Origin of the sequence: Hymenobacter sp. 15J16-1T3B (assembly GCF_020711235.1) — a bacterium.
Lineage (GTDB): Bacteria > Bacteroidota > Bacteroidia > Cytophagales > Hymenobacteraceae > Solirubrum.
Genome location: NZ_JAJFAV010000009.1, coordinates 159389 through 177942, shown reverse-complemented (window position 1 = coordinate 177942; position 18554 = coordinate 159389). Strand labels below are relative to the sequence as shown.

The 18554-nt window shown below is 66.2% G+C and carries 11 protein-coding genes and 1 tRNA gene; 6 read left to right on the top strand and 6 right to left on the bottom strand.

Translation table 11 applies throughout. From position 1 onward, the window contains the following. Positions 1 to 96: 96 nt before the first annotated feature. Positions 97 to 1578 (bottom strand): FAD binding domain-containing protein, encoded by a 1482-nt coding sequence (locus LJ737_RS16390; protein WP_227767655.1) that lies wholly within the window; start codon positions 1576 to 1578, stop codon positions 97 to 99. 161 nt (positions 1579 to 1739) lie between these two features. On the opposite strand from LJ737_RS16390, the gene LJ737_RS16385 reads away from it, so the two are divergent. After that, the gene (locus LJ737_RS16385; protein WP_227767652.1) at positions 1740 to 2339 is read left to right on the top strand and encodes a DUF4136 domain-containing protein; all 600 of its coding nucleotides are present in this window, start codon (positions 1740 to 1742) and stop codon (positions 2337 to 2339) included. Positions 2340 to 2421: 82 nt separating this feature from the next. On the opposite strand, the gene LJ737_RS16380 is transcribed toward LJ737_RS16385, so the two are convergent. Continuing rightward, the gene (locus LJ737_RS16380; RefSeq protein ID WP_227767650.1) at positions 2422 to 3351 is read right to left on the bottom strand and encodes a hypothetical protein; all 930 of its coding nucleotides are present in this window, start codon (positions 3349 to 3351) and stop codon (positions 2422 to 2424) included. Between the two features lie 108 nt (positions 3352 to 3459). On the opposite strand from LJ737_RS16380, the gene LJ737_RS26945 reads away from it, so the two are divergent. From LJ737_RS26945 to LJ737_RS16365, 3 genes are all read left to right on the top strand, one after another. Continuing rightward, on the top strand, positions 3460 to 5157 hold the full coding sequence (locus tag LJ737_RS26945; RefSeq protein WP_262907955.1) for an LIC_10190 family membrane protein: 1698 nt from the start codon (positions 3460 to 3462) through the stop codon (positions 5155 to 5157). Between the two features lie 339 nt (positions 5158 to 5496). After that, a complete protein-coding gene (locus tag LJ737_RS16370) occupies positions 5497 to 6564 on the top strand; it encodes an MJ1255/VC2487 family glycosyltransferase (RefSeq protein ID WP_227767649.1) in 1068 nt (355 codons plus the stop codon). A gap of 552 nt (positions 6565 to 7116) precedes the next feature. After that, on the top strand, positions 7117 to 9102 hold the full coding sequence (locus LJ737_RS16365; protein ID WP_227767647.1) for a peptidylprolyl isomerase: 1986 nt from the start codon (positions 7117 to 7119) through the stop codon (positions 9100 to 9102). A 75-nt stretch (positions 9103 to 9177) separates the two neighbouring features. Here LJ737_RS16365 and LJ737_RS16360 read toward each other — a convergent pair whose 3' ends face one another. Both LJ737_RS16360 and LJ737_RS16355 read right to left on the bottom strand, forming a co-directional pair. Further along, positions 9178 to 12129 carry a T9SS type A sorting domain-containing protein gene (locus LJ737_RS16360; protein WP_227767644.1) on the bottom strand — a complete coding sequence of 984 codons (2952 nt, stop codon included), beginning with the start codon at positions 12127 to 12129 and terminating at the stop codon, positions 9178 to 9180. 251 nt (positions 12130 to 12380) lie between these two features. Further along, the gene (locus LJ737_RS16355; protein WP_227767642.1) at positions 12381 to 12719 is read right to left on the bottom strand and encodes a cupin domain-containing protein; all 339 of its coding nucleotides are present in this window, start codon (positions 12717 to 12719) and stop codon (positions 12381 to 12383) included. Between the two features lie 151 nt (positions 12720 to 12870). Between LJ737_RS16355 and epsC the strand changes: the two genes are divergently transcribed. Together epsC and cysK are read left to right on the top strand one after the other, a co-directional pair. Then, a complete protein-coding gene (epsC, locus tag LJ737_RS16350; protein WP_227767640.1) occupies positions 12871 to 13701 on the top strand; it encodes a serine O-acetyltransferase EpsC in 831 nt (276 codons plus the stop codon). Between the two features lie 96 nt (positions 13702 to 13797). Then, positions 13798 to 14721 (top strand): cysteine synthase A, encoded by a 924-nt coding sequence (gene cysK, locus LJ737_RS16345; RefSeq protein ID WP_227767638.1) that lies wholly within the window; start codon positions 13798 to 13800, stop codon positions 14719 to 14721. A gap of 181 nt (positions 14722 to 14902) precedes the next feature. Here the strand turns inward: cysK and LJ737_RS16340 are convergent. Next, positions 14903 to 14976: transfer RNA gene (locus tag LJ737_RS16340), tRNA-Ala, on the bottom strand. A gap of 157 nt (positions 14977 to 15133) precedes the next feature. Next, the gene (locus LJ737_RS16335; RefSeq protein WP_227767636.1) at positions 15134 to 18523 is read right to left on the bottom strand and encodes a TonB-dependent receptor; all 3390 of its coding nucleotides are present in this window, start codon (positions 18521 to 18523) and stop codon (positions 15134 to 15136) included. Positions 18524 to 18554: the final 31 nt, after the last annotated feature.

Here is an 18554-nt window from a genome sequence, read left to right as displayed (position 1 = left end):
CAGGGCCGCAACCCCGGCTGCCGAGCCGCCGCTCAGGGCCTTCTGGCTGCAACCGGGCGCGGCCGGCGGAAAACGAACAACGGGTAACGAGAAAGATTAAAGCAGCTCGGCCAGGGTCAGCTGCTGCGGGAAATGCTCCAGGAAGTGCGCGTACAGCAGCTGGCGCAGCAGCAGGCGCTTGTACTCGGCCGTGCCGCGGGCGTCGCTGATGGGGCTGATTTCCTGCTGAGCCAGCTCGCCGGCCGCGCGCAGGGTCTCGGGCGTCAGCGGCTGACCGCTGAGCCACTCGGAGGTACGGCGCAGGTAGAGCGGCGTGGGGCCGACGCCGCCGGCCGAGAGGTGCGCCTCCTGAATCACCGCATCGTGCACGCGCAGGCGGGCCGCCGCGTTGACGCTGGCAATGTCCAAGTGGGTGCGCTTGCTGACTTTCTCGAAGTTGAACACCTCGCCCTCCGCCGGGGGCAGGAAGCTGATTTCCACCAGTTGCTCGTCGGGCTGGCGGTTGAGCTGCTTGTAGCCCCGGTACAGCTCGCGCAGGGGCAGCTGGCGCTGCTCTCCGGCGGCGTTTTGCAGGGTCAGGCGGGCGTCGAGGGCCAGGAAGAAGATGGTCAGGTCGCCAATGGGGGAGGCGTTGACGAAGTTGCCGGCCACGGTGGCCATGTTGCGGATGGGCGTGCTCGACACCAGCTTCAGGTGCTGGCGCAGGCGCGGAAAACGGCCCAACAGCAGCTCGGAGCTGCGCAAATCCTCCACCGTGGTGGCGGCCCCCAAGCTGATGCGGCCGTCGGCCTGCTCGCGGATAAAGCAGCGCTCGGCGTGGCCGTAGAGCAGCTGCACCTCGGCGGCCAGCACGTCGTCGGCGCGCTGCACCAGCAAGTCGGTGCCGCCGCCGAGCAGATAGGTCAGGGGCGGGGTTACGGCCGGGTCGTTGGCGTCGGGCAAGTGGCCCCCGGTGCGGGCGGCCACGTCGGCCACGGTCTCGCGGCGCAGCTCGGCCAGGCGCGCGGCCATGCGCTCAAAGTAGGCTGGCACGTAGCCTTGCTGCACCAGCCAGGGCAGCCGCTTGGGAGCCGCGTCGCGGGTCAGCAGCTCGGCCGTGAGCCGGTCGGTGGCCCGCTCCAGCGACTTGTAGCCCGTGCAGCGGCAGATGTTGCCGTCGATGCTGGCGCGGGCGGCCTCGGGGGTGGCGGCGCCGTGCAGGCAGTGACCGGTCATCGACATCACGAAGCCCGGCGTGCAAAAGCCGCACTGCGTGCCGCCTTCGGCCACAATGGCCTGCTGCACCGGCGTGAGCTGTCCGGCCGCCTGGCTGAGGCCTTCGACGGTGACGATGTGCCGGCCGTGGGCGTTGCCGAGCGGCGTGAGGCAGCTGGTCATGGATTGGTAACGCACCACGGGCTGCCCCTCGGCGTCGGGGCGCAGCTCGCCCACCAGCACGGTGCAGGCGCCGCAGTCGCCCTCGCGGCAACCGATTTTGGTGCCGGTCAGGTGCTGCTGGTAGCGGATGTAGTCGAGCAGGGTGCTGCCGGCCGGGTGAGCAGGCCGCACGAGCTGGTCGTTGAGGTAAAACTGGAGCATAGGGGAATGGCCGCCGCGGGGCGGATTAGCAATATAGCAATTCCGGGAGCGGGGAGTAAGCCCGGCGGTTTAAACTTTGAGAATCAAGCGCTATATTTTTTGCGTAAACAGAAATATGCCTAACTTCTAAACCCCAACACCTCATTGCCCGCCCTGCGCATATGAAACCTACTGCTACTGCTGCAACTGTTTCCTTGGCCCTGCTGCTCAGCAGCTGCTTTACCGCCCGCGAGGGGCGCATTGAGTCCGATTACAGCTACGCGGGCAACTTCCGCCACTACCGCACTTTCGCCTTCCTGCAGGGCGCCGACGGCTCCCCCCGCGACAGCGCCGCCGTGCTCGACGAGACCGTGCGCGACGCTATTCAGACGCACCTGCGCGCCCAGGGCTACAAGCTCAACCAGCGCCGCCCCGACCTGCTGATTTCCTACCGCGTGTTTGACGGGGCCATGCGCTTCACCGGCTACAACCAGCCCGACCTGATGCAGTGGGTGCGCAAAGAGGCCGTGGAAGACGACGAAACGCCCACCGACGAGCGACAGGGCTACGACCGGGTGCGCTACTTGCTCAACGACGGCACCCTGCTCATCACCCTCATCGACCACAAAAACGGCCGGGCCGTGTGGCAGGGCTACGCCTCGAACGTAACCGCCCGCCAGGGCGCCCAAGCCAGCATCATCATGCGCCGTGCCGTGCGCTCCATCTTCGACCGTTACCGCGTGCTGTCGGAAGACTACCAGAACGAGCCGCAGATGCGCTAGGGGCAAGTGCTAGGCAAAAGGAAAAAAGCCATTCCGGACCGTCCGGAATGGCTTTTTTGTGGTAGTGTCGGCAGAAGCTGACTTAGCGGTTTTTGCCGGCCGGAATGCGGAACTGCAGGCCCATCGTCGGAATGACGGTGAGGCCTTTGAGCCGGGTTTCCTTGTTGTTGAGAATCTTGTAGGTGCCGAAATTCTGGTAATAGATGGCCAGCGCGGGCAGGAAGTAGGCGTAGCGGTAACCCAGCTTCAGGTTCACGAAGCCGCCGATGGCCCCGTAGCTGCGCCGCTCCAGCAGGTTCGGAATGCGGTCGGTGACGCGGTTGGAGCCGGGAATGTAGTTGAAGATTTTGCCGGGCTGAAAGCCATATTTGAGGAAGGTGCGGCTGTACACCAAGCCGTACGACACGTTGCCGACTTGCTCCTCCGGGCCGAACGAGGTGCTGAACACCAGCGGCACCAGCACGTCGACGCGGCGGGCGGTGAAGCCCAGCAGCTTCTCGGTGTCTTCGAGGAACGGAATGCTCGGCAGCTTGGCCTTTTGGGTGGAAAACTGCACGCCCACGCTGCCGTACATGTCGCCCGACTGGCCCTGGGGCTTCTCGGGCGTGCCCAGCGGGCCCATAAACTGGTACATGGCGTCGAAGCTGTGCGCCCCGAAGGAGTACTTGTAGCCCACGTCGACGCGCTTGAGCAGGCCGTAGCGCACGTAGAGGTCGGACGTGGCCACGGTCGGGTCGAGTACGTAGGCCAGGGCCGCCGACTGCACCTTATCGAGGCCTTCCTCGTAGCGGATGGTGTCGCGGTTCAGGGCCTGGGTCACCAGGTCCTTGGCCGCCCCGGTGATTTTGCCCACGGAGGCCGTGCCGACGTTGAAACCCAGGTTGCCGCCGGCCTTGAACTGGCCCTGGGGCGTGACTTTGCCCGAATGGATGATGGAACGCGGTGCCGAACAGGCCGTGGCGGCCAGCAGCAGCGCCACCGGCAGCAGGCGGCGGAGAGAAGAAAGAAGCATAGCGTAGGGGAGAAAGTCAGCGGAAAGCAAAGCGCGAATATCCAAAAAGCGGGCCGGTGTTGGTGCGGCAGTGGCGCGCCCCAGCGGTTTTCGGCACCTTTGCGCCCAATGATACTCGTCGTGCTCGTTTGGTTGGTTGCGGCCGTCGGCTCCACGGCGCTGGGCGTGGGGGCGTGGCGGCTGGCCGCCCGCCTCGGCCTCGGCGGAGCTTCGGACCTACCCGCCCCCGAGTGGCTGAGCCTGACCGGCCTGGCTCTGCTGACGGCCGCCCTGCAAGTTTGGTCGCTGGCGGCTCCGGTGGACGGGCGGGCCCAACTGGTATTCGGCCTGGGCCTGGGCGCCGTGCTGCTGCTGAACCGCCGCGCCTGGGTGCGGGCCGTGCGCGGGCCGTGGCCCCGCCGCTGGGGCGCGGCCGAACGAGTAGGCGCGCTGCTGCTGGCGCTGTTGCTGGGCTGGCTGCTGACCTTCGCCGCGCAGGTGCCCATCAACTACGACGTGGGCCTGTACCAGCTGCAGACGCTGCAGTGGACCGAGCGGTTTGCCGCCGTGCCGGGCCTGGGCAACCTGCACGGGCGCTTGGCCTTCAACTCCAGCCTGTACCTGCCGCTGGCCCTGTTTCGGGTGGGCACGCCCGCCGGGCCGGCCTATGCGCTCAGCTCCTACCTCTACGCCCTGCTGGCCGTGGCCGCCGTGCGGGCCCTGGTGGCCGGCCTGCGCGCCCCGCAGCCCGATGCCCGCCCGGTGTGGGCGCCGCTGTTGCTGCTGTTGCTGCTGGTGTATTCGTTTCAGGTCTGGCTCTCGTCGGTTACTTCCGATTGCACCACCGCGGCCCTGATGGTGCTGCTCTTCCTCTACTACGCCCAGCACCCGCCGCAGCGCGCCACCGAGGCCCAGCGCCTGCTGCTGACCTTGCTGGCCGCCTGGGCCGTGACGCTGAAGCTCTCGGCGGCGCCGGTGCTGCTGCTGCCGCTCTACGCCGTGTGGGCCGCGCCGGGGCGGCAACGCGTCGGGCGCCGCTGGGGCGGGCCGCTGGCGCTGGGCCTGCTGCTCGGGCTGCCTTGGCTGGCGCGCAACGTGGTGTTGTCAGGCTATCTGGTGTACCCGCTCCCGGCACTTGATTGGTTCGCCGTCGACTGGAAGCTGCCGCGGGCCTACGCCCGCATGGAACACAACATGATTGTGAACCTGGCCCGCAACTCGGCCCAAAGCCCCTACGCCGCGCCCCACCAAACCTTGTGGGAGTGGTGGCCGAACTGGTGGGCACCGATGGCGGGCTTTCCCGGAGCGGTGGTGGTGGCCGCGCTGGCCTCGCCGCTGGTGGCCGCGTGGCGCTGGCGCCGGCCGCGGTCGGCCGCCGAGCAGGGCTGGGCCGGCGGCTGGCTGGTAGCCTGGGCGGGCAGCGTGTTCTGGTTTGTGGCCGCGCCCGATTACCGCTTCGGCGTGGGCTTTCTGCTGGTGGCGGCGCTGTGGCCCTGGCTGGGCCCGCGCTGGCCCGGGCCCGCCCAAACCGGCCGCCTGCGCTACTTGCCCGGCCTGCTGCTGCTGCTCTGGCTGCTGCAGCAGCTGCGCGACCCACTCTACCAGCTGCGCCACGACCCGGCCCGCTTTGCCCTTCGCGCGGTGTGGCCCGAACTGCCCGCCGTGCCCGCCACCGTGGCCGTGCCCGTCGCGCCCGGCCTCTTCGTGCGGGTGCCGCGCGAAGGGTTTCAGTGCTGGGGCGCGCCCTTGCCCTGCGCCCACTGCGCCGAAGCCGGCCTGCGCCTACGCGGCCGCACCCTCGCCGAGGGCTTCCGCCGTACGGAATAGTAGAGAGGCAGCCGCACCGACGGCGGTTCACTGGCAGTCATTGCGAGGCGCAGCTGCGGCAATCTTTCCTCTAGTAGCACCGCCGACCCAATACCTACTGCCCGAAAACGGCCTCACCCGAAACCCCGCTTCTGCAGGTGTGAGCGGGGCCGGTTTTCGGTTAGTGCTTCTCGTCGCGTCGTGCCGCGAGCGGAAAGATTACTTCGCTCCGCTCGCAATGACGGCTAGTTGTGGGTAGCGGTGCTTGGATGCTACTTCCTACTCGTAGGAGCTACGGCGCTGCCGCGGCTTCTGCGCGGCAGTTCGTTACTTGCTCGTCCGTACTTATTCTCGCACTAGATGAACATTCTCTACGGCGTCCCCGGCGAGGGGCTCGGCCACGCCACCCGCAGCAAAGTTGTTATCCGCCACCTGCTCGACGCGGGCCACGAGGTGCAGGTGGTCAGCAGCAGCCGGGCCTACAAGCTGCTGGCCGATACTTTCCCGGGCCGGGTGCGCGAAATCAAGGGTTTTCACCTCGCCTACAAGGAGCTGACCGTGTCGAAGAGCCGGACGGCGGCCCTCACGCTGCGCGCGGCGCCGGAAAATCTGCAGCTGAACTTCCGGCGCTACCGCGACCTGCTGGCCGACTGCTGCCGCTTCGACCTGGTCATTTCCGACTTCGAATCGTTCAGCTACTTCTTCGCCAAAACCCAACGCCTGCCGGTGGTCAGCATCGACAACATGCAGATCATCAGCCGTACCCAGCTCGACGTGGCCATTCCGCGCGAGGAGCGCGGCAACTTCGAGGTGGCCCGAGGCATCGTGCGCGCCAAGCTTCCCCGCTCGCGGCACTACTTCGTCACCACTTTCTTCCGCCCGCCCGTCGCCAAGCCCGATACCACGCTGGTGCCGCCCATCATTCGGCCCGAAATCCTGGCTCAGACGGCCACCCGCGGCCAGCACGTGCTGGTGTACCAGTCGAGCACCAACCAGCGCGACCTGGTGGGCCTGCTGCAACAGCTGCCCGGGCAGGAGTTCCGCGTCTACGGCTTCAACCGCGACGAAGAGCACGGCAACGTGCGCCTGCGGCCTTTTTCGGAGCAGGGCTTTATCGACGACCTGGTCTCGGCCCGCGCCGTGGTCACAAACGGCGGCTTCTCGCTGATTTCCGAAGCCGTGTACCTGCACAAGCCCGTCTGCGCCATTCCCATTCCGGCCCAGTTCGAGCAGTGGCTGAACGCGGCCGAAATCGAGCGGCTGGGCTACGGCCGGCACTTCGCCGCGCTGACGCCGGATAATCTCAAGGCGTTTTTGTACGACCTCGCGCCGTTTGAGCAAGCGCTGAGCGAGTACCGGCAGGAAGGGAACGAGGAGCTGTTTCGGGCGCTGGATGCGGTGCTGGCCGAATTGAACTCCCAGGGATAAGCAGGAACAGGTACTCGGGGCGCCGCCTCACTGGAACGATGGAGCAGAAGAAATTCCTCCATGGCAAAAGAATCTGGGCATTTCGCTGGGGGTACTGCTGTTTGGCGCGGTGCTCACCACTGCGGCGCTGACGCCGGCCGGCGGGTTTTGTTGGCGCCTTACGTGCTGCTGGCGAGCGTGGGAATATTCGGCTTGAGGGCGCTGATGATAGCGGTGAGCCGCGTGCTCCGGCGGCCGGTGAGCTACATTCTGATCTAAGGGGCGCCGGCCCGCGCGGCGCTACGGGGCTGGTTGTGGGGCGTTGGCATCGGTTATTTCGCGTGCGGCCGTATTCCGTGGTACACACGCACGGTACTGCCCAAACTGCGCCTGGGCGGTGGAGCTGATCTACCGTTTGCGGCACTAATGGGGCTGCCCGCGGCCGCTGTGCTTTATCTGTTAAATCGGTGGTAGGCGTCCTGTCGCAAATAGGGCTGCGGCACGCGAACAGGCGGAAGCCATTAGGATGAATGAGCGTGCCTATCCCGTGCCGTTTGCCTAATTTCCGGCTTGATGACGCCTCGCTCCGCCACCGCCCTTGCGGCCCTCGGCCTGCTGCTTGCGGCCTGCTCCACCGGCCGCACCCCGCAAGCTGCCGCCCCGCTCAACCAATTCGCCGCCGACAGCACCTTGCGCCGCATTGCTACGGCCCAGGACCAGCGCCAGACCCAGGCGCTGCGCCCCTTCCTGCACCACCCCAAAGCCCGCTACCGGCAGGCCGCGGCCCTGGCCTTTGCCTCGGTGCAAGACCGCGCCGCCCTGCCCGACCTGCTCGGCGCCCTGTCCGACGCCAACCTGGAGGTGCGCCAAGCCGCGGCCTTCGCCCTCGGCCAGACGGCCGACAGCGCCGCCGCCGCGCCCCTGGCCAGCCAACTCAGCACCGAAACCGACGCCCGCGCCCGCCGCTACGAGTTGGAAGCCCTGGGCCGCTGCGCGGGCCGGGGCGGGCTGCCGCTGCTGCTTCAGCTGCCTCGCACCGCCGCGCCTACCGATACGCTGCTCGCCATCGGACAAGCGTGGGGGCTGTATCGCGCCGGCCTGCGCGGCCTGACTTCGGAAGCGGCCGTACGTCGCACCGTGAGCTTGCTCAGCCGCCAGCAGCCGTTTTCGGCCCGGCTAGCCGCCGCGCACACCCTGGCCCGCACCCCGCGCCTCGATTTGACGGCCTACCAGGAACCCATTACCGCCGCGGCCCTAAACGACCCGAGCTACGCCGTACGCTCGGCTGCCACCAGCGCCTTGGGCAAGGTGAAGTCGCCGACGCTGGCGCCGGTGCTGGCCGGCATCCTGCGCCGCGACGCCGACTACCGCGTGCGCGTAGCCGCCCTGCGCGCCATGAACGCCCCGATGTACGCCCCGGTGAAAGAAGCCGCTTGGGCCGCCCTCGACGACCCGCAAAACCAAGTGGCCGTGACGGCCGCCGAGTTCTTCCTCACCCACGCCACCGGCGAAACCGGCCGACTCTTCCTCGACAAAGCTGGCCGCATGACGGCCTGGCGGCCCCGCGCCGTGGTACTGGCCGCCGCGCTGCACCACGCTTCGGCGGCTGAGAAGGAGGCCATCCGGCAGGCCGTTCAGCAGCGCTACGCCACGGCCACCGACGCCTACGAGCGGGCGTTTCTGCTCAAAGCCTTGGGCGAAGACCCGGCCGCGTTTGCCTTCGTCGAGCAGGCCACGTTTGCCCCGAACCAGCCCCCTGTGGTCAGCACCTACGGCATCGAGGCGCTGGTGGCCCTGCGCAGCCGCCCCGACTTTCCCGAGGGCCAGCAGCCGCTGTTTGTGCAGACGCTGGAGCGCGCCATCAGCAGCGACGACGTGGCGCTGATTGGCACGGCGGCAGGGGCGCTCAAGGAGGAAAAGCTGAACCTGCGCCGCGACTTCCGCAACCTGGCCCTGCTGCGCACCGCCCAGCAGCGCATCCGTCTGCCCCGCGACGTGGAAGCCTGGCAGGCCCTGCAGCAGGCGCTGGATTACCTCGAACAGAAGTCGACCCCGACGCCCACGCCCAGCGCCGCCGCCCAGCACCCCATCGACTGGACGCTGGTCGAGACGATTCCGGCCGGGCAGCGCGTGCGGGTGAGCACCGGCCGCGGCCCGGTGGTGCTGCGCCTGCTGGTGGAAGAGGCCCCCGGCTCGGTGGCCAGCTTCGTGCAGCTGATTCGCCAGGGCTTCTACGACGGCAAGAACTTCCACCGCGTGGTGCCCAACTTCGTGGCCCAGGGCGGCTGCCCCCGCGGCGACGGATGGGGCGGCACCGACTACACCCTGCGCTCCGAATTTGCCGACCGCGGCTACCTGCAGGGCGCCGTGGGCTTGGCATCGGCCGGCAAAGACACCGAGAGCTGCCAGTGGTTTATCACCCACAGCCCCACGCCCCACCTCGACGGCCGCTACACCATCTTCGCCGTTGTGGAAAGCGGCATGGACGTGGTGCACCGCCTCGATATCGGGGACCGGATCGAGAAGGTGGAACTGCTGCCTGCGGGCGGCGCCCGATAACGCAAGCCGCTGTAAACACGCAACGGCCCGCCGGATCTGCTCCGGCGGGCCGTTAGTTTAAGGGAAGAAACCAAGCTACTCGACTTGCAGCTGGCGGGCACTGGTCGGCAGGCCCTTGCCGCTCACGCGGACCACGTACAGGCCGGGCTTTACGTGGCCGGCCAGCTGCAGCTCCAGGCGCTGGCCCGTTACGGGGGCGGTAGTCGTCCACACCGTGCGGCCCACGGCGTCGAGCACCTGCACGGTGGCCTGGGTGGCCCCGGCTGCCGGCAGCTGAATGGTCAGCTCGTTGCGCGCCGGGTTCGGGTACAGGGCCAGCTGCCCCGCCTTGCCGGTCAACTGCACGGCCACCACCGACGAGTATTTCGCCTGCCCGTCGAAGTCGATCTGGCGCAGACGGTAGTACACCACTTCGCTCAGGCCCGAGGCGTCGAGGAAGCTGTACTGCTGGGTGCTGGTGCTGGTGCCGTGGCCGGCCACGAAGCCCACTCTCTGCCACTCGCGGCCGTTGAGGGCGCGCTCCACATCGAAGCCGCGGTTGTCCTTTTCCTGGGCCGTGGTCCAGTACAAACGGGCGCGGCCTTCGCCGGCGGCTTCCGCCCGGAAGGCGGTCAACTCCACCGGCAGCGGGTTGATGGGGGAGGTAGAGCCGAAGGTGAACGGCCCAAAGCCGCCCACTGCCGCGGCCGAGGCCACGGAGCCTGCGCCGGCGCTGCCGCTGGTGCCGCCGTTGCCCTCGCTAAGCCACTGGCTGCCGTCGAAGCGGGCTACGCGCAGCTCGGGCAGGGAGGTGATGCCGCTGCGGCCGCCGTCTTCCCAGAACAAGCGCACCGCCACCGCGCCGCTGCCGGCAGGGCGCTCCAGGTTCCAGTATTCCACCCGGCTGATGGTGGCCAGGCCCGGCTCGGCCGTCTGCGTTGCGTACGCCTGCGCGAAGTACTCGGCCGTAAAGGTGCTGCTGGCCGTGGGCGCCGAAATGCCCAAACGGGCCCACACGCCGTTGCGGCCCAGCGGAAATACGAAGGCGGTACCGCCTACTTTGCTCACTGGGCCCTGCACGTAGCTGCTGGCGTTGCCTTCGGTGCTGCTACTGCCGTCGGCCAGGGTCAGCAGGTTGGTGGCCGAGCTGTTGACGAAGCCCACCGTGAGCGTGAGGCTGCCGCTGAGCGTCAGCGGGGCGCCGAGCGTGAGGGCCTTGCCGCTGCCGTTCAGCGTCAGGTCGCGCAGGATGATGGAGGGGTTGGTTTGCAGCAGCGTCACGTTTTTGGTCACGGTCACCGACTCGTTGTAGGTGCCGCCTTCGGCTTCGATGGTACCGCCGTCGAGAATGGCCACGGCCGCTTCCTGCATGTTGCCGGCGGGCAGCGCGTCGGGCACGTTGGCGGCCACGCGCAGGTAGCTCAGGTCGGGCTGGAAGCCGAATTCGACGGAGACGTCCGTGGGGCTGTTGAGGAAGGGGCTGAACTGCAGCCGGCCCGTCGGGGCCGAGGACGACACTTCCGGGAAGCCAAACCCGGGGGTGAGCGTGCGCACCAGCCCGCCGGTGCCGCTGGCCCCGCGGATGTCGCTGATGACGTTGCTGCCGAGCCAGTTCAGGGCCACGTTGGCCGGGTTCGTCAGGTTGACGGCCCGGATGCTGGCCACGTCGCAGGTGTCCACCAGATTTTCCTGCACCATCACCCCACTCGACACCAGCAGTTGGTTGCGCGGAATGTCGAAGTAGGCCGTGGACTGCTCCTCGGTAGTGGCGGGGCGGTCCTGCACCTGGATGCCGAGCTGGCAGCGCGTCACCACGTTGTGGCGCACCTGGTGGTTGCTGCCCTCCAGCACGATGCCGAAGCCGTTGCGGTTGAAAAGGGCAAAAGCCGTGGAGCGGTAGCCGCGAATCACGTTGCCCTCAATCCAGAGGCCGCTGGTGGTCAAATCGTCGTTGAAGCTGGGGCGTCCGGCCACCAGCCGGTCCCGGTCGACCACGGCAATAGCCGCGTTGTCGGCCACCAGGTTGGTGGGCTGGGCGAGGCCGCGCGCAATGCGGTTGCGCCGCACCACGAAGCTGCCCGGGCCGCTTTCCAGGCCGTTGCCGGTGCACGACTTGAGTTCGAAGCCGTTGTCGGCATTGTCCTGGATGACGTTGTCCTCAATCAGGGCGCCGATGCTGGTGTAGGTGCCGCCGGCGTCGCGCTGCCCGGCCACCTTCAGCAGGGCCAGGGCCGGGCCCAGGTTGCCGTAGAAACGGTTGCGGCGCACCACCAGGTTGGAGGTGGCCCGCTCGTTCACGTCGATGCCGGCGCGGCGGTTTTGCTCGAAGGCCGAATCCTCAATGAGCAGGTTGCGCTTGTCGGCCCCGGCGTCGGCGCCGTTGAAGAAGAGGCCCCGGCCGTAGTTGTTGCCGCTCACGGAAGGCGCCCCGCCGCCGGCCGTAGCGCTCTGGATGCGCGTAAACCGGATGCTTACCCGGCGGAAGGTCAGGTCGCTCACGTTGCCGCCCAGTTCGATGCCCTGGCGGTAGCACTTGAACACGTCCAGGTCTTCGAACACCACGTAGCTGATCGAGCTGCCCGTCAGGTTGCCGTAAATGCCGTAGTCGTAGCGACGCAGGCTCATGCGGCTGATGCGCATGGGCTGGGCGGCGCTACCGCTGGCCGCCACCGTCAGGGCGGGCACGCCGGTATACACGTTGTCGGCTGTGCGCGGCCCGTCGCTGAAGATGGTAGCGCTGGCGGGGCTGCTGAGCGAGTCGCCCGCGCCCTGCAAGCTCACCGGCTTGTCGAGGAGGATGGCCTGCTGGTAGCGGCCCGCGTCGACGAAGATGGTAGCGCCGGGCGCCGCCGCGGCCACGGCCCGGCTGACGCTGGCAAACGGGGCCGCCGCCGAGCCGGTGCCCGTGGCGTCGCTGCCAGGAGCGGAGGTATAGATGTCGCCGGCGGTGGCCGCGTCGTTGACGTAGATGGACGTTTGGGCCACGGCGCTGGTCGAAGTCAGGCCCGCCAGCAGCGCCGTTCCCAGGGCAAGTAAGGTTGGTTTCATAGCGGGAAACATTCAGGTTTTGCCCTCCCAAAACGTAACTGCCTATTACCGGGTTGGTGCCCGGGCGGACCGCCGCCGCGGTCGGCGCGCCGATGTGGCCTCTGCGCGTAGCAGGAGGCGTTTTTACGCGGCCGAGCTTCAAAAATTTATTTCTAATAAATTGATATTAATATAGTTACAGATTTAAATAAACAAAGAAAAAGCTGCCTGTTTTTCGACAGGCAGCTTCTCGGTTTGGGGAGCAGGGCGGATTACTCGTCGCGCTGGTGGGCGTGGGCCGGGGGCGTGGTGGCTTCCACCGCGGTAAAGGCCTCGAGCACCCGGTAGCTGTGGCGGGCGCCCTTGGGCACCACCCAGGAGTTGCCGGGTTCCAGCAGCACCATCTGGCCTTCCAAGTGCAGCTCGGCCCGGCCGCTGATGACGAAGCCCACCGTCTCGTAGTCGCGGCTGACGGCTTCTTTCTGGTCGCTGGGTTGCTCGTTTTCCCAGAGGCGCATGGCCACGTGGGTGCCGGAGGCAAGGTATTTCTGCCCTTCCGGGCCGTGGGGCGAAAAGCGCGAGTCTACTTTGGTGATGGTCGTGTCGGCCATGGAGCGGGTGTTTTGGGATGTGAATGATGCGGACGTACCTTGCCCTAACGCAGCCGCCCCCGCGGCGGTTGTGCCCCGGACTGGCCAACATTTCGGCCCCGCCGCCGGTTGAATCCCGCTGACCGGGCGCCCCCGCCCCCTGCCGCCCGCCATGACCGACGCGTTTTTCCGTTCCCTGGCCAGTGCCCACCGCACGGCCCCGCCGCCCTTGCCCGGCCCCGCGCTCTGCCAGCTGGCCGAAGACCTGCTCGATTTGCTCTTCCCCGAGCGCACCGGGCAGCGCCTGCCCGAGCCCGCGGCCGTGGCCGCCCGCCTGCACGCCCAGCAGCAGCAGCTCGAGGCCCTGCTGACGGCCGTGGCGGGCCTGCCCGTACCGCCCGCGGCCCTGGCCGCCGACCTGTTTGAGCGTCTGCCCGTGCTCCACGAGCTGCTCTTGCTCGACGCCCGCGCCATCATGGCCGCCGACCCCGCCGCCCAGGACCTGGCCGAAGTCATCTGCAGCTACCCGGGCTTCTACGCCTTGGGGCTGCACCGCCTCGCCCATGCCCTCTACCAGCGCCAGGTGCCGCTGCTGCCGCGCCTGCTCAGCGAATACGCCCACCAGCGCACCGGCATCGACATTCACCCCGGCGCCCGCATCGGCCGCAGCTGCAGCATCGACCACGGCACGGGCATCGTCATTGGCGAAACGGCCGTGCTTGGCGACCATGTGCGCCTGTTCCAGGGCGTTACCCTCGGGGCGCTGAGCGTGGCCAAGGAGCTGGCCCACCAAAAGCGCCACCCCACCATCGAAGACCACGTCGTCATCTACGCCGGCGCTACTATCTTGGGCGGCAGCACCGTGGTGGGGCGCCACAGCATCATCGGCGGCAACGTGTGGCTCACCGAGAGCGTGCCCTCGCATTCCCGCGTGTACCACCGCGCCCAGATTCACGTCACGCGCGTGGAAGACCCCACCGCCGACCTCACGTTTTCCATTTAGTGAGCTGGTGAAATAGTGAATTGGCGGGTATCGTTCGAGCGGCCCGCACCAAAACAGCAACGCACTATTTCGCCACCTCCCCATTTCACCTGTTCCATGAAAGCCAATTCCATCCTCGACACCATCGGCAACACCCCGCTGGTGCGCATCAACCGCCTGTTTCAGTCCATCCGCCCCGACGTGGAGGTGTGGATGAAGCTGGAGCGCGCCAACCCCGGCGGCAGCATCAAAGACCGCATTGCCCTTTCGATGATTGAGCAGGCCGAGCAAGACGGACTGCTCTCGGCCGACAGCCTCATCGTGGAGCCGACTTCCGGCAACACCGGCGTGGGCCTGGCCATGGTGGCCGCTGTGAAGGGCTACAAGCTCACGCTGGTGATGCCCGAGTCCATGTCCATCGAGCGGCGGCGGCTCATGGCCGCGTACGGCGCCAACCTGGAGCTGACCCCGCGCGAGAAGGGCATGAAGGGCGCCATCGAGAAGGCCCACGAAATCGTGCAGAGCACGCCCGGCGCCTGGATGCCCATGCAGTTCGACAACCCGGCCAACATCCGCGTGCACGCCGAAACCACCGCCCGCGAAATTCTGCAGGACGTGCCCGAGGGCTTCGACTTCCTGATTACGGGCGTGGGCACCGGCGGCCACATCACCGGCGTGGCCGAGGTCATCAAGCCGCAGTTTCCGAAGCTGAAGGTCTTCGCCGTGGAGCCCGAACTCTCGCCGGTCATCAGCGGTGGGGCGCCCGGTCCGCACCCCATCCAGGGCATTGGCGCCGGCTTCATTCCCTCCAACCTGCACCAAGACGTGCTCGACGGCGTCGTTCAGGTCGGCCAGGCCGAAGCCTTCGACTACGCCCGCCGCGCTGCCAAGGAAGAAGGCATTTTCATCGGCGTGTCGTCGGGCGCCTCGCTGGCGGCCGTGGCCAAGAAGCTGGCCGAAGTGCCCCAAGGCGGCCGCGTGCTCACTTTCTGCTACGACACGGGCGAGCGGTACCTCTCCGTCGACGGCCTGTTCGTGTAAGGGCAGCCTAATTCGGTCCAACGGCCACAAAAAAGCCCGCGCTGTTGTAGCGCGGGCTTTTTTGTGGCCGTTGGACCACCGCTGGCTCAGATAAACTGGCTAATGCTGCAGTAATGCACCAAAAACAAAAAACCCGACCTTATGGGTCGGGCTTCTTGGGGCTAATCTAACTAAACAGGAGTGGAGAATATCGGAGTCGAACCGATGACCTCTTGCATGCCATGCAAGCGCTCTAGCCAGCTGAGCTAATCCCCCGTTTCGGTAGAACCATTCGCCGGTTGCGTTTGGTGATGCAAAAGTACAGCGCGTTTTTGATTCTGCAAGTACTCGGCGAAAAAAACTTGCGAAAAAAAGTAAAAAAAAGTGGGCTGGCAGCACGCCAGCCCACTTTTTAAGCAGCTAAGCCCTTGGCTTAGTTGAAGATGTAACGCAGGCCGAACTGCATGTAGTAGGTCGACGTGAGCGTGTTGTTGTTGCGGAACGTCGAGGTGATGGGGTTGCCACGGTCGGCGGCCAGACGGAAGGTCGGGCGCGTCGTGCCGCCCGGGGTCAGCGACGATACGTTCTGCGGCACCAGGATGGCCGAGTTGTTAATCGTCTTGAACACGCCCCAGTCGCTGTTCAGCAGGTTGCCCACGTTGAAGATGTCGAGCGTGAACTGCAGCGTGTTGCGCTTGTCACCCAGGTTGGTGAACAGGTCCTGCGCCAGCTTCACGTCGAACTGGTGACGCCAGGGGTACTTGGCGCCGTTACGCTCGGCGTACTTGCCGCGGCGGGTCTTCAGGTAGTCGTCCTGCTCGATGTACTGGAAGAACAGACGCTTCTGCTCTTCGGCGCTAACCGAAGCACCGCCGGTGGCCAGCGGGCCCGACACGAAGTCGATTTCGCTTTCGTTAGCCGGTACGTAGATCAGGTCGTTGGTTTGACCGTCGCGGTTGAAGTCGTTGCTGTAAGTGTACGAGAAACGACCCTGGGTCGAGCCTTCGTAGAACACCGACACCTGCGTGCCCAAGTGGCCGAAGTACTCCTTGCGGTAGGAGAGCGAACCAACCACGCGGTCCGGCACCACGAAGCTGGAGTAGCTCAGCTCGGGGTTGTTCGGGTCGTTCACGATTTGCGTGCCCGACCAGGTGTTGATCAGCTGGTCACCGCTGCCGTCGTACAGCACTTTCTGCTGGCTCTTCACGTAGGCAACCGAGGCGAACAGGCCGTTGGAGAAGCGCTTGTCCAGCTTAGCCGTTACCGACCAGTAGTAGCCTTTGTGGCCGTTGCTGAGGACGATGGGGTTGAAGGCGCTGTTGAACGGACCAGTGGCGGGCGTGCCGTTGGCGTTGGTGTTGCCGTTCGCCAGACCCGACGTGTTCAGCGGGTTCAGGAACTTGGCGCTGTTGGCTGCCGGGTAGATCGGACGGTTGTCGGGGTACACCACACCGTTGGTGGTGGTGTTCAGGGCCGCCGAGGGAGCCAGGTTGTAGTTCTTGCCGTAGGCCGTGATGAGGTCTTTGTTGTAGATACCTTCCAGGGTACCTACGATGCCCCAGGGCAGCTGCGCGTCAACGGCCAAGCTGCTCTTCCACGTCTGCGGGTTTTTGAAGTTCGGATCCGTGGCGCTGAGGGTCGACGGAATCACGGCACCCGGAGTCGGCTGCGTGGCCGGACGGTAGGCGTTCGGGTCGTCGCTGAAGGGCATGTTGGCGTAGGGCAGCGAACCACCGTTCAGGGTCGACCAGGTCTGCGTTACCTGCAGCAGGCCGGCGTCGCCCGACTGGGCCACGATCCACACGGTGGGTACTTTGCCGGCGAAGATGCCCGAGCCGCCGCGAATCTGCAGGGTACGGTCACCCTTCACGTCGTAGTTGAAGCCCAGACGCGGCGAGAGCAGCACGCGGTTCTTCGGCAGGATGCCCGTGTCGATTTTGCGGCCGCCTTCGAAGGTCAGCTCCGCTGCTTTCTGCAGGGTCTGAATTTCCTTCACGTCGCGGTAGGCGTTCAGTTCGGCGCGCAGACCCAGGGTCAGGCGGAACTTCTCGCTCAGGGTCAGCTCATCCTGGCCGTAGGCCGAGTACTGGGCGAACTTGAAGCGCGGGAAGGCTTGCTCGTAGCCCGGCAGCAGCGAGTAGGTGAGGGCGAAGTCGCGCGGGTTGCGGCCGTTCACGAAGTCGCTGTACGAGTTGAACGTGTAGTAGCTGGTGGCGAAGCGCTGGAAGCCGTTCTTGGTTTCCTGCAGGTCCACCTGGCCGCCGAGGGTAAAGTTGTGAATACCCGTGGTGTAGTTCACAAAGTCCACGATCGAGTAGGACTTCACGTCGCGCAGGTTGCCGAAGGTGAAGGGCTCGTAGCCGAACGAGGTAATCGGGGTGTTGCCGCCGGTGGTGCCGTCGAGGATGTCGACGAAGGGGAACACCTTCGAGTCGGAGCTGCGGGGGTCGTTCTGGTGCGTGAACGTGCCGCGCAGGGTGTTGAAGAACTTGCCGCCGAAGGTCGAGTTCAATTCTACGGCCAGGGAGTAGAAGTTAGCTTCCTGGTAGTAGTTCGAGTTCTTGAAGGGCAGGGCGAAGTTGCTGGTACGCGTCTGGGCGAAGTTGCCCAGCGGGCTGCGCGAGGTGCTCACGAAGCTCGGCGACTTGCTCTCCACTTGGCTGTAGCGCACGGCCAGGTGGTGGTTGTTGCTGATGTTCCAGTCGATGCGGCCCAGGATGTTGGTCCGGTCGCTCTTGAACGCGTAGTTCTGGTAGGGGCCGGTCTCGTAGCCGTAGCGGCTCTGCAGGTAGTTGCTTACCGAGTCGAGGAACGTCGCGCGCGGACGCACCACGTTCGAGGGCGTGCCCTGGGCGCCGTAGCGGGCCTCCGGCGTCGACGCCAGGTTCTGCTGGCCGGGGCGCTCGGTCTGCTGACGCTCGGCGTTCAGGAAGAAGAACAGCTTGTTCTTAATCACCGGACCGCCGATGCGGAAGCCGTACTGCTTGTCGTCGAGCTTCTGCTTGGTGAAGGTCTCGTTGCCAACCTCGTTGCCCTGCTGGTTTTGGTTGCGCCAGTAGGTGTATACCGAGCCCGAGAAGTCGTTGGTGCCCGAGCGGGTTACGGCGTTAACGGCGCTGCCGATGAAGCCCGACTGGCGCACGTCGTACGGGGTCAGGTTCACGCTGATTTCCTGCACGGCGTCCAGCGAGATGGGGTTGCCGTTGGCCGGCAGGTTGCCGCCGATACCGAAGTTGTTGTTGAAGTCAGCGCCGTCGATGGTGACGTTGTTCTGGCGGTAGTTACCGCCGCCGATGGCGCCCTGGTTGGTCGAGGAAGCCTGCGGGGTCAGACGGGTGAAGTCGTTCAGGTTGCGCGTGATGGTGGGCAGGCGCTGAATTTCCTCCGTGCTGATGTTGGTGGTGGCACCCGAACGCTCGGCGTTCAGCACCGAGCGCGAATCGCGGCCGGTTACCACTACGTCGGCCAGGGTCTGGGTTTGCTCGCTCAGGTTCACGTCCAGGCGCAGGGTCTGGCCCAGCGTCAGGTAGATGCCCTCACGGGTTACATCTTGGTAGCCCACAAAGGTGATACGCACCGTGTAGGGACCACCCACGCGCATGTTCTGCAGGTTGAAGCGACCTTCCGAGTTGGTCGGAGCTACGTACTGCGTACCGGTGGGCGTGTGCACGGCAATAACCGTGGCGCCCGGCAGGCCCGAGCCCGCCTTGTCGGTAATCACCCCGCTGATGGCGGAGGTGGTGATGCCTTGGCTCCAGCCCGGCGTTGCGGCAGCTACCAGCAGCGTCGGGGCTAGGAAATGGTGAATAAACTTGTGTTTCATGAGTGAGTGTGAGAAACGGTGAGCAAGCTAT